The sequence below is a fragment of the Nonlabens tegetincola genome (assembly GCF_002117085.1).
In the GTDB taxonomy this organism is placed as follows: domain Bacteria; phylum Bacteroidota; class Bacteroidia; order Flavobacteriales; family Flavobacteriaceae; genus Nonlabens; species Nonlabens tegetincola.
Window position 1 is genome coordinate 1,733,913 of record NZ_CP019342.1, and the last position, 13,108, is coordinate 1,747,020.

General features: G+C 36.9%; 8 protein-coding genes and 2 pseudogenes. 4 read left to right on the top strand and 6 right to left on the bottom strand.

Translation table 11 applies throughout. From position 1 onward, the window contains the following. The first annotated feature begins 69 nt into the window (after positions 1–69). From BST91_RS13155 to BST91_RS08265, 3 genes and pseudogenes are all read left to right on the top strand, one after another. Positions 70–231: a DUF5522 domain-containing protein gene (locus BST91_RS13155; protein ID WP_169709770.1), complete on the top strand. Its 162-nt coding sequence runs from the start codon at positions 70–72 to the stop codon at positions 229–231. Continuing rightward, positions 231–2,254 (top strand): annotated as a pseudogene (locus tag BST91_RS08260) (urocanate hydratase). The gene BST91_RS13155 and the pseudogene BST91_RS08260 overlap by 1 nt, the downstream one beginning before the upstream one ends. Before the next feature lie 51 nt (positions 2,255–2,305). Then, positions 2,306–2,838 (top strand): annotated as a pseudogene (locus BST91_RS08265) (DUF4136 domain-containing protein). A gap of 65 nt (positions 2,839–2,903) precedes the next feature. Here the strand turns inward: BST91_RS08265 and BST91_RS08270 are convergent. The 6 genes from BST91_RS08270 to BST91_RS08295 all read right to left on the bottom strand — a co-directional run bounded on the left by BST91_RS08270 (position 2,904) and on the right by BST91_RS08295 (position 12,618). After that, positions 2,904–3,326: an OsmC family protein gene (locus BST91_RS08270; RefSeq protein ID WP_085775107.1), complete on the bottom strand. Its 423-nt coding sequence runs from the start codon at positions 3,324–3,326 to the stop codon at positions 2,904–2,906. A gap of 3 nt (positions 3,327–3,329) precedes the next feature. Beyond that, positions 3,330–5,408, bottom strand: coding sequence for an alpha-ketoacid dehydrogenase subunit alpha/beta (locus BST91_RS08275; RefSeq protein ID WP_085775108.1), 2,079 nt, complete (start codon positions 5,406–5,408; stop codon positions 3,330–3,332). 57 nt (positions 5,409–5,465) lie between these two features. Then, the gene (locus BST91_RS08280; protein ID WP_085775704.1) at positions 5,466–6,782 is read right to left on the bottom strand and encodes a dihydrolipoamide acetyltransferase family protein; all 1,317 of its coding nucleotides are present in this window, start codon (positions 6,780–6,782) and stop codon (positions 5,466–5,468) included. Between the two features lie 201 nt (positions 6,783–6,983). After that, entirely contained in the window at positions 6,984–8,972 is a 1,989-nt protein-coding gene (locus BST91_RS08285) for a DUF3352 domain-containing protein (RefSeq protein ID WP_085775109.1), read from the bottom strand. 58 nt (positions 8,973–9,030) lie between these two features. Then, the gene (locus BST91_RS08290) at positions 9,031–10,659 is read right to left on the bottom strand and encodes an acyl-CoA carboxylase subunit beta (protein ID WP_085775110.1); all 1,629 of its coding nucleotides are present in this window, start codon (positions 10,657–10,659) and stop codon (positions 9,031–9,033) included. Between the two features lie 318 nt (positions 10,660–10,977). Further along, the gene (locus tag BST91_RS08295; protein ID WP_085775111.1) at positions 10,978–12,618 is read right to left on the bottom strand and encodes a SulP family inorganic anion transporter; all 1,641 of its coding nucleotides are present in this window, start codon (positions 12,616–12,618) and stop codon (positions 10,978–10,980) included. A 107-nt stretch (positions 12,619–12,725) separates the two neighbouring features. Between BST91_RS08295 and BST91_RS08300 the strand changes: the two genes are divergently transcribed. After that, positions 12,726–13,088, top strand: coding sequence for a hypothetical protein (locus tag BST91_RS08300; RefSeq protein ID WP_085775112.1), 363 nt, complete (start codon positions 12,726–12,728; stop codon positions 13,086–13,088). The last annotated feature ends 20 nt before the right edge of the window (positions 13,089–13,108 follow it).

A 13,108-nucleotide genomic window follows, 5' to 3' on the forward strand; every position in this document is an offset into this window, starting at 1 on the left:
GTAGTATTTATTAAGTCAAAAGCCTATTATCCTTACGGTCATACCACCGTAAAATAGTATTTTTAAGCCATGAAAAAACATGTTCCCATTGAGGAAGGAGATTACTACTTAACACCAGAAGGGTATCGTTGTTTCACTGAACAATACCATTTAAAAAGAGGTTATTGTTGTGAAAGTGGATGCAGACACTGCCCATACGGTTACAATAAAAAAACAAACAGCCAGAAATAATGAACGAAACTATCAATAACAACAGTCAGTTTGATTTAGTCATATTTCAACAGAGTATAAAACAGGGTATTCCTGAATCTTTACCAGACCCATATGTCTATGACAACTCAGTAAACCACGCTCCTAAAAGAAAAAAATTCTCAATAAAGAAGAAGAACAACTTGCATTGCGCAACGCACTCCGATATTTTAAACCTGAATTTCACTCCATTTTATTACCAGAGTTTAAACAGGAATTAGACGAGTATGGACGTATTTATATGTATCGTTTCATGCCTAAGGAAGAAATAAAAGCTAGATCTATCGACGATTATCCAGCTCGTTCTAAACAGGCTGCAGGAATAATGCTCATGATTCAAAATAATCTTGATCACGCGGTCGCACAGCATCCTCATGAACTTATCACTTACGGTGGTAATGGTGCTGTTTTTCAAAACTGGGCTCAATATTTACTCACTATGCAATATTTGAGCGAAATGACCGATGAACAAACTTTAGTCATGTACAGCGGTCACCCAATGGGGTTATTCCCTTCACATAAAAAGGCTCCTCGCTGTGTTGTTACAAATGGAATGATGATACCTAATTATTCTAAACCTGATGATTGGGAAAAATTTAATGCACTAGGTGTCACCCAATACGGTCAAATGACAGCAGGATCCTACATGTATATAGGTCCTCAAGGAATCGTTCATGGTACCACTATAACTGTATTAAACGCCTTTAGAAAAATTGGAAAATCTCCATTAGGTAATGTATTTGTTACTTCTGGATTAGGAGGAATGAGTGGAGCTCAACCAAAGGCTGGAAATATTGCAGGTTGTATCACCGTTTGTGCCGAAATGAATCCAAAGGCGGTACAAACTCGACATTCACAAGGATGGGTGGATATTGTAATTGACAACACACATGAGTTAGTAGAACGAGTAAAACTTGCCCAACAACACAAGGAACCTTTATCAATTGCCTATCTAGGAAACGTCGTTCATGTATGGGAAGCCTTCTATGAATCAGGAATAGAAATTGCGATAGGTAGCGATCAAACTAGCTTACATAACCCATGGGCTGGCGGTTACTACCCAGTAGATCTATCTTTTGAACAGGCAAATAAAATGATGAGTGAACAACCTGAAGAATTTAAAAGTCAGGTTCAAAATTCTTTAAGAAGACACGTTGCTGCTGTGAATAAACATACTGATCAAGGAACCTATTTCTTTGATTATGGTAATGCCTTTTTATTAGAGTCCAGTCGTGCAGGAGCTAACATCAAAGGAGAAACTACAGAATTCAAATACCCATCATACGTACAAGACATAATGGGACCTATGTGTTTTGACTTCGGGTTTGGTCCATTTAGATGGGTTTGTGCTAGTAACGATCCTACAGATCTTAAAAAAACAGATGAAATTGCTACTCAAGTTTTAGAAAAACTAGCAGCAAACTCTCCGCAAGAGATTAAACAACAAATGCAAGACAATATCCAATGGATTAAGGGCGCACAACAAAATCAACTTGTAGTAGGGTCACAAGCACGTATTTTATATGCAGATGCTTTAGGAAGAATAGAAATAGCCAAAGCTTTTAATCAAGCCATAGCGCAAAAAGAAATAGGCCCTGTAATTTTAGGCCGAGATCATCATGATGTATCAGGAACAGATTCACCATACCGTGAAACATCAAACATTTATGACGGTTCTAGATTTACAGCAGATATGGCTATACATAATGTAATAGGCGATAGCTTCAGAGGTGCAACATGGGTTTCCATTCATAATGGCGGTGGTGTAGGCTGGGGCGAAGTAGTTAATGGTGGATTCGGTATGGTTATTGATGGTAGTAAAGAAGCTCAAATTAATTTGGAGAGCATGCTTTTCTGGGACGTTAATAATGGAATAGCAAGAAGAAACTGGGCTCGTAATGAAAATGCAACATTTGCGATTAAACGAGCAATGGAACTTAATCCAGATTTGAAAGTCACGTTACCTAATAAAGTAGACAGTAACTTAATTAAAAATATTAATTAGCAAATCGTGAAAGTTGTTATCGCTTTCGCGAAAGCGCAAAACCCAATAGCTATGAAACGATTTTTTACCCTTTTATTAATAACAATAGTAGCTGCTAGTTGTCAGACAGTACGAGTAACTCAAGATTATGATGTAAATGCAGATTTTAATAAGTATCAAACGTACGCCTACTACAAACAAGGTATTGACGAAGCCGATGTAAGCGAACTTGATAAAAAACGTATTCTTAGAGCTATTGATGCGAATATGCAAGCAAAAGGATTTACCAAATCTCAAAATCCTGATTTCATGATTAATATCTTCACTGATGCCAAGGAGCGTGTTGATGTATATAACAACTGGGGTTGGAATGTCGGCTGGGGCTGGGGCTGGGCGGCTTTTGGGGTGGCCCATGGGGCAATAGTGTAAATCGAGTTACCGAAGGCGTTCTTTATATAGATTTTATAGACACCAATAAAAAAGAACTTATTTGGCAAGGTATAGGAACAGCGCCGTTAAAGACCACACCACAAGACAAAATAGAACGAACCAATGAAATGGTTAAAGAAATATTGGAGCAATTTCCTCCAGAGCCAGCTAGATAACTTTTTTGGAATTAGAATAAAAGCCCTTAAAAAATTAATTTTTTAAGGGCTTTTTAATATGAAAATTACTCAATCTCGGTGCCGTTTACAATTACTTTATAGTTAATCGCAACTACAGTATCAAAAGTTTTAGAAACACTACAGTATTTCTCAAAACTTAAAGCCGCTGCACGAGCAGCCTTTTTATCATCTATATCTCCTTCCAGATGAATAGCACAAGTGATTGACTTAAATGGTTTTGCATTATCTAATTCAAATCGATCTCCTTCCACCTCAACTTTGTAACTATTGATAGATTGACGTTGCTTTTTTAGAATATCAATAATATCAATTGCGCTACAGCTACCTACTCCCATTAAAACAAGTTCCATTGGACTTACTCCTTGTACAGGAGTTGCGCCACTATGATCGATCATTACTGTATTTCCTGAGGAGCCTGTTGCTTCCATCAAAAAATCATCATTCTTACGTTCAATTTGAATTTTCATCACTTAATAATTCAATACCTCTTCAATCTTATTCTTTACCTTTTCAGTACTAGGAATCATGGTTTGCTCTAGCGTACTATTTAAAGGTATCGCAGGCATATTCTCACTTCCTATAAGCATTACTGGTGCGTCTAACTCTTTAAAACATTCTTCTTGAATACGACCTTGCAATCCTCGTGAAAACCCATTATCACTAGGTTCTTCGGTTACAATTAAACATTTACCGCATTTCTTTACACTGGTAAATACGGTCTGATAGTCCAACGGATGTAGAGTACGTAGATCGACCACCTCTACTCTATCCTGAACTCCTAATTCTTGAGTGGCATTCATAGCCCAGTGAACACCCATTCCATAGGTAATTATCGACAAGGTTTCCTCTTCCTCTTGTTTCCATATTTCTTGTAGAACCCATGCTTTACCAAATGGCAGGACGTAATCTTCGCTAGGCTCTATGCTAGTTGCTCCTTTTGTCCCTGGCACTTTGGACCAATACAAACCTTTGTGTTCAAAAATCACAACAGGATTAGGATCGTAATAGGCTGCTTTCATCAGTCCTTTTAAATCGGCACCATTAGAAGGATATGCTATTTTAAGACCTCGTATATTGGTTATAACACTTTCTACAGATGATGAGTGATAAGGACCACCGCTACCATAGGCACCTATAGGCACTCTTAAAATCATTGATACCGGCCATTTACCATTACTCAAGTAACATGACCTTGAAACCTCGGTAAATAGTTGATTCAAACCTGGCCATATATAATCTGCAAACTGAACTTCAACTATTGGTTTTAATCCTACCGCACTCATTCCTACTGTACTACCTACGATGAAGGCTTCTTGAATAGGAGTGTTAAAAACTCGATTATCACCAAACTTTTGAGCTAGTGTAGCTGCTTCTCTAAAAACACCACCTAATCTTCCTCCTACATCTTGCCCATAAAGTAAGCATTCAGGATGCTTGCGCATCAATTCTTCAACTGCAAACAAGGCACAGTCCACCATGACTACTTTCTCTGCGCCCTTTGGCGATCGTTCTCCTTTTTCCTCAGTAATCGGTGTAGGTGCAAAATCGTGCGTAAACAAATCTGCTGGTTCTGGGTCTGGTTGTTCTATTGCATTTTTGAGAGATTGCTCTACTTCTGCTTTCGCGAAAGCGTCCATCTCATCCAGTTCCAGCTCGCTAAATCCATATTTACCCATAAGCTCACGCATACGTGGATAAGGGTCACGACTACGTGCCTCTTCAAGATCATCTCTATAAAACTCCATGCGAACACCGCTTGTATGATGATTAAGTAATGGCACCTTGGCATGAACTACAAATGGTCTGCGTTCTGTCCTGATAGTTTCAATAACTTTTTCAAGGGTTTTATATGATTCCTCAAAGTCTGTCCCATCAATACTTACCGACTCTAAGCCATGAAACCCTGATGCATATTGAGCAGCATTTTGTGCGCGTGTTTCTGCTTCATTGGCACTTATATCCCAGCCATTATCCTGTACTAGATATAAAATAGGTAATTGCTTAAGGGCTGCCATTTGCCAGGCTTCCGCTATTTCACCTTCGGTTACACTGGCATCACCTAGTGAACAAACAACGATAGGCATGTTAACATCGTCTTCTTGCTTCAATTCGTCAAGACTTTCCTTGTACCACATTCCCATTGCCACACCTGTTGCAGGAATTGCCTGCATTCCTGTTGCGCTACTTTGATGAGGAATTTTAGGCTTGTCCTCGTCGTTCAATGATGGGTGTGAGTAGTAGGTACGACCACCACTGAAGGGATCATCTTTTTTAGCTAATAACTGTAGCATTAAATCATAAGGCTTCATACCTATTGCCAGCAGCATGGCATCGTCGCGATAGTAGGGAAATGCAAAATCTTGAGGTAGCAATTGCATTCCAATTGCAGTTTGTATCACCTCATGACCACGGCTAGTGGCATGTACATATTTTGAAACCAACTTAAAATTGTCTTCGTAATGCTCTGCCATTGCTTTGGCAGTAACTAGATTACGATAGGCCTTTTTAAGGTTTTCCTTAAATTGAGTATCATTTATAAAATTACTCATATTAAATGTTTTACCTGTCCACATCACATTATCAATGTAGACAGTGATTTTATAGTGTTATAAATCTTTAAGATCGGGAACAAGAGCCATATTATCGGCTACCTTTTTCAAAAAGCTACCGCCTAAATAACCGTCAACAACACGGTGATCAAAACTTAAGCTTAACATCATCATACTGCGAATCTCGATGCGATCTTCTCCATTTTCTGTGATTACTTCGGCACGTTTTTTAATAATCCCAGTTGCCAATATTGCGACTTCCGGTTGATTGATAATGGGTGTTCCCATTAAGGAACCAAAGGTCCCTACATTACTAATTGTAAAGGTGCTTCCTTTTATATCGTCACCACCTAGTTTATTATCCCTAGCTAGCCCAGCAAGTCGATTTACATCGGCAGCAAGTTCAGGTAATGTTTTCTGATCAGCATTTTTAACTACAGGCACTATTAAATTACCGGAAGGTAACGCCGTTGCCATCCCAACATTTATTTCCTCTTTTACGATAATATTTTTGCCATCTAGACTACTATTAATCATTGGAAATTCTTTGATAGCGCTAGCAACAGCTTTAACGAATAATGGCGTAAAGGTCAGTTTGTTGCCGTGTTTTTCTTGGAATTCGTTTTTCACGCTTTCGCGAAAGCGTACTACATCAGTCAAATCTGCTTCAACATAGGCAGTAACATGTGGACTAGTGTGTTTACTGTACACCATGTGATCTGCAATCATGCTGCGCATGCGATCCATCTCTACAATACGACCAGTTCCTTTGTCTAAATTGAGTTGGGGAATTCTATATGCCGTTGGGTCTGGTTCTGGCGTTACTGATTGTGCAAATTGATAAGGCCTGCCTTCATTCAAATATTGTATTACATCACTCTTGCGTAGACGATTATCTTTACCAGTGCCGGGAATACGAGCTAATTCCTCATACGAAATGTGATGCTCTCTTGCTATACTTTCTACTAACGGGCTTATGAACCTATCAACATTGACGAATGAGGTTTGAGTATTACTAATTGAACTGGTTACGGCCTTTTTAGGCTTGAGAGGTGTTTGTTTTGGTTTCTCAGAACTCGTTTTTTGAGTTGCCTTTTGTGCGGAATTTTCTGTTCTTTTTGTTGTACTTACTGCTCCTTCTACTGGCTCAAATCGAGCAATCACTGCGCCTATTTCAACCACGTCTCCCGAATTGAATAAATGCTCCTGCATGATACCACTAGCAGTCGCAGGTACTTCATTATCAACTTTATCAGTACCTACTTCAACAAGAATATCTCCTTCTTCAAAGGATTCTCCTGGTTGTACCATCCAATTGAGTACAGTTCCTTCGGTTATACTTTCACCCATTTTGGGTAAAACAAAATCTTCCATTTTTGCCATGGGATAAAAATAAGAAAACTAACGGTTGTTAGCTTACTTATAATTCTTAAAGTAGTAATATTTTTAGGTATGAAATAGACTAAAAAATCCAAAAGCTTTTTTAATCATTTTTGATTCAATGCTGGTTTACTGGTAAGTAGTAAGCCTCAAATTTTACTTTACGGCATTTATTATTTAATCTAGGAAATGGGGCTAAAAGCTTTTTTGGTGAAAGCGTTTTCCATTAGGATAGAAGGCTTTCCATTTGCCAATTTGCTTACCTCGTCTAAAGCGTCCAGAAATTTTCAACTCACCAGTGATATAATATTCTCTATACCTACCGTTAGGTAAACCATCACTCAAAGGAACTTTGAATTTAAGCTGACCATTTGAGTAGAATTGCTCATAATCACTAGCCGTAAAATCTGAAGGAAATAGGTCTAGCTGAAATATTGTTTCTTTATCTAGATTTACCACATTGCGCACCAACTCAATTCCTGGTGAAACTTGTTGCTCTAATTCTTGCACCTGATTATCATAATCAGGATCATATCTCATTACTGCTTTTGTTTTAAATAAATCATCCTTTGCCTTTAACTCAAAACCTAGTTGGGTAAATTGAGAGTAAAAATCGTGTTGATTATTAAGCAATAGTTGAGTTTCTTTATTTAAGTATTCACTTCCTACATGAGCTAGTTTATTAGTATCTATATAAAAAAACACGTTGCTTTGGGTACTGAATTCATCAATAAAATCCATGTAATAATCGCTGTAAATCAATGTGTTTTTGCCCTCGTAATCATCAATCATCCTTTTGAGTGTTACTGGACTGTTAGAAAAGACTATATAGTCATCAATAACTGTATAATATGGCTTTTCAATTCGTTCAAACATTCCTCCTAACACCCATTTAAAAAACCCTTTTATATCAAGAAAATTTATGGCATGTTGTTTATAATTAACCGTCTTGAACTTGACAGGAGATTTTTTACGAATTTGTTCTTGAACAAATCGTAGCCGCTCCTGCATTACATCCTCGTCCTTATATTTTATGGCAGCTATTATACTTTCCTGGTTACTCTTATAATTAGAATTATTGCTATTATCTAATGTAGCAAAAGCAAATTCATCATCCCACCAAGAATACATATCACGATCTAGATCTATATCCAGAAATTCCTCTATCTTCTTTTTACCATTTTCATATTCTTCAACTGTTTTATTTTCCTGTTTCTTTAAAATTGAAATAAAATCCTGATGTAGAGATTGAAAATCATCAAACCCAAAACTTATATAAAGCGCGGTATCATTTGGTAAAATAGTAGTGGCATCTAAGCTACCTGTTCCAGAATTGTCTAATGCTTTAATAAAGGCTTGTGCAGTCGAATTACCGCTTATATAACCAGTTGCTTTTAACCATCGATCACTTTCTTCTTCTATTTGAAAACCGCTGTAATAAAAATTTCTTTCAAGAATATCAATAATATCACTGGATTCATTAACAAAAAGACCATAGTAATTACTGAGCTGATTGTGATTCAAGTAAAACCTGAATAAGCCATCATCTTGAATCTCGTTTTTCACTTTTATGAAATTCAAGTCGGTACTTAATTTAGGATTTTTGCTTGTGGTAATACTTCTTTCAACCAATCGAGGTGTATAACTTGCTACTAATTGATTTTCTATAAAGGTTATTCTAAGAACCTCATTTGTATTTGTATCCAATATTTCTTGAATTACATGTCCTTTAAATTCTCTTTTAGAAACACTGTAATTCTCATTAACCAACTGGCTAATGTTATTTTTAATCAAATCAATTTTTGAATACTGCCTTAAATCGGCTACGTATAAAAACCCGTAATCATCAAAACTGATTTTATGAGCACTTATAATAAGATCTCTATCTCCTATTTTATTAAATAAATTTCTTTCTGACTGAAAAAGAGAATCCAATGAGTTTAACTTCTCACTCATCAATGCAATTTGCTCATTCGATTGCAAATGATCCCATAATTCACTTTGAGAAAGAATTTCTAAATTACTAATAGGTTCGCGCGTTTCAATGATAAACATTGCATCATGAGGTACAAGATGAAAAGCGTTTATACGATCTGGTTCAAAAACAAACCAACTCGCGACCTTGTAGACTATAAAAGCTAAAAGGGCAAATAGCGCAATTTTATAATACCTCTTTATGGTCATTGTAGGATTTAACCTTTAGATCAAGATAATAACTACAGATCATGTATTAATATTATAATTAAGTCTGTATCACCCCAAGATTAAAATCCTTTTCAATAGGTGCATGATTTGCGGCTTCTATTCCCATAGAAATCCACTTGCGTGTATCGCGCGGATCTATGATAGCATCAGTCCATAACCTTGCAGCTGCGTAATAAGGAGAAACCTGATCGTCATATCTATTTTTGATTTTGTCAAACAAGGCTTTTTCATCTGCTTCACTTAGTTTCTCACCCGATTTTTCTAGCGATGCTTTTTCAATTTGCATGAGTACTTTGGCAGCGCTATTTCCAGACATTACTGCAAGCTCTGCGCTAGGCCATGCTACGATTAATCTAGGATCATAGGCTTTACCGCACATAGCATAATTACCAGCACCATAACTGTTTCCTACTACTACAGTAAATTTAGGCACCACACTATTTGAAACAGCATTTACCATCTTAGCACCGTCTTTTATAATTCCGCCGTGTTCTGACTTGGAACCTACCATAAAGCCAGTCACGTCTTGTAAGAACACTAAAGGTATTTTCTTTTGGTTACAGTTGGCAATAAAACGGGTTGCCTTATCTGCGCTATCACTATAGATTACACCACCAAATTGCATTTCACCTTTTTTGGTTTTTACAATTTTCCTTTGGTTAGCCACTATACCGACTGCCCATCCATCAATTCTAGCATATCCAGTTACGATGGTTTGGCCATAGCCAGATTTATATTCTTCAAATGTATCGGCATCGATCATACGATTGATGATATCCATCATATCATATTGATCACTACGCTTTCGCGGAAGCGTACCAAATAACTCTTCTGGATCCAAAGAAGGCGCTACGGATTCCTTTCTATTAAAACCAGCCTTTTCAAAGTCTCCAATTTTGTCAAAAATATTCTTGATTTTATCTAAGGCATCTTTATCGTCGCTAGCCTTATAATCAGTCACACCGCTTATTTCACAGTGAGTAGTTGCACCACCTAAGGTTTCATTATCGATACTTTCTCCAATGGCTGCTTTAACCAAATAACTTCCTGCTAAAAAGATACTACCTGTTTTATCAACTATAAGAGCCTCATCACTCATTATAGGTAAGTAAGCACCACCAGCAACACAGCTACCCATAACAGCAGCAATTTGAGTGATTCCCATACTACTCATAACTGCGTTATTACGAAAGATGCGACCAAAATGTTCCTTGTCTGGGAATATTTCATCTTGCATAGGCAAGTACACTCCTGCACTATCTACTAAATAGATAATCGGTAATTTATTTTCAATCGAAATTTCTTGGGCTCTTAGATTCTTCTTACCCGTAATAGGAAACCAGGCTCCTGCTTTAACCGTAGCGTCATTTGCGACTACGATGACTTGTTTACCTTGAACATGACCAATTTTAACTACTACTCCACCGCTAGGACAACCACCATGTTCCTCATACATTCCTTCACCAGCAAAGGCTCCTATTTCAATAGCATTGGATGGATCGTCCAATAAATAATCGATTCTTTCTCTTGCAGTAAGCTTACCTTTAGCATGAAGCTTATCTATGCGTTTTTGCCCACCGCCTAATGAAACTTGAGCGAATCTTTTTTTGAGAGTACTTAATAGTAATTTATTGTGATCTTCGTTTTTATTAAAGTTGATATCCATCGATTGCGTAGTTTTCCCAAAAATAGCAAATCTCAACCTGAAACGCAGAATATAACTGGTTTAAACAAGATTTAAAATGAATTCAAAAGCCCTTATTAATCAATGAATTAAAACGTAAGCCTCAAGTCTAAAAACTTAAAATTATGTTAATGAGAGTTCAACACAATTGATTTAAATCACTTCTCGTAGCATTATCCAAATTATTATTACGTGAAAATCCATGCAACAATGCCATACATTGCACGCATTTTGTGTTAATCAATAATTAAAATAAATCTACCTGAGAAGTTTTAAAGAGGAAGATTAAAATATTCTTCCTTAAACCTCTGCATCTAATAAATCGGTAGCAATATGGTACCGTGGATCCTCAACACTGCTTTCAATAATAGTATCAAATTCAGGATTACGACGCATGAGTAATTCTTTACACTCAGGACTTAAATGGGTCAGCTTCACTTCTTTTCCTTGTGCTTGATATTTATTTACGACCTCTCGTAATGCTTCAATTCCTGAATGATCCTGAACCCTAGATTCAATAAAATCTATTTTAATTTTTTGCGGATCATTTTTAGGATCAAATTTCTTATTAAAATCAGTCACTGATCCAAAAAATAATGGGCCCCAAATTTCATACACCTTGGTCCCATCATCTTCAATACGTTTTCTCGCTCTAATTCTTTTGGCGCTTTCCCAAGCAAAAACAAGAGCACTTATAATAACACCTACAAAAACAGCAATTGCAAGATCAAAAATTACTGTAACTACTGATACTGTTATCAGAACAGCAGCATCAGATTTTGGAATTTTATTAAGTATCCTGAAACTTGACCAAGCAAAGGTGTCAATAACCATCATAAACATTACACCTATCAACGCTGCGATAGGAACTTGCTCTATTAGTTTATCTGTAAACAATAAAAAAGTTAACAAGGTAATTGCCATCATAACCCCAGAAAGTCTACCACGACCACCGGCATTAATATTAATTACTGTTTGACCAATCATTCCACAACCACCTGTTCCTCCGAAAAGTCCGCTCACAATATTACCTGCACCTTGCGCCACACATTCACGATTACCACTACCACGTGTCTCGGTAAGTTCATCGACTAAATTCATGGTCATCAAGGATTCAATTAAACCAACCGCAGCGGCAAGAAAAGCATAAGGAAGGATGAATTGAAAAGTTTTAAAATTGATTGGTAAGTTGCTCCAAAGATCAGTGTTAAAAGTAGGTAATTCACCCTTTAAACCTGTCCCACCACCTTCAATTATGTAGGAACCTACTGTGCTTACTTCCATACCGCTTATCACAACAACAGCAGTTGTAACTATGATTGCGGTTAATGCCGCTGGTATCTTTTTAGTAAGTTTAGGTAATAACCATATAATTCCCATGGTTAATAACACAAGCGCAATCATCGTCCACAATTCAGTTCCTTGCATGTAGGTGGATACATATCGCGTAACTCCATCTTCTCCCACAACTGGATTTTTATGTGAAAACATCTTTACTTGCGCGATGAAAATCACTACCGCAAGACCATTCACAAATCCCATCATTACTGGATGTGGTATTAACCTAACGAATTTACCTATCTTAAAAACACCTGCTCCTATTTGAATAATCCCCATTAAGATTACCGTGGCAAATAGGTAGTAAAAACCCATATTTTCTACTGGATTTTCAAAGGCCATACCCTTTTCATGACCTTTAATAATAAGATCAACAAATATCACTGCAACGGCACCAGCAGCACCCGATATTAAACCAGGACGACCACCAAATAAAGCGGTTATTAATCCTATTATAAATGCTCCTGAAAGTGCTACTAATGGATCAATACCAGCCACAAAAGCAAAGGCCACTACCTCTGGAATCATAGCTAGCGATACCGTAATTCCCGCAAGAATATCGTTTTTTGGAGATTTTGTAAAGTTGTTGAAAATTTTAGCCATGCTTGTGAACTGCTGTATTTTAAAGGGCGCAAAGGTAATCGCTTTTTAAGGTTTATAAAACCTTGAATAAGTTATTTATATTTGAAAACCAGTTAACCAAGAACTTCATGAACTTATACACAAGGTGTACCAGTTGTGGCAACCATTTCAATTTAAAGATTAAGGGAAAAGACCGTGTTGAAATCAAAATGAAATACGGTGATTCAATTGCATCACAGTGCAGTCATTGCCACACACAACAATCAACACCTATTAAAAAGATTAAAGCCGAAACAAATCAGCTAATCATCTCGATAGGATTTATAATAGGAGCTGTGGCGTTCTTAAGTACATTTTTCTTTATAGGTAAATATTTGGCACTAGGTAAGGCAGTTTATTTCATTTATGGTGGTTTAACCTCTTTACCGTTTTTATTATGGCGTATTGAAGAGAAGTCTGTCAGGAGTTTTAATAGTACCTACGTAAAATAAGGTGAATTCCTTAAAATTCA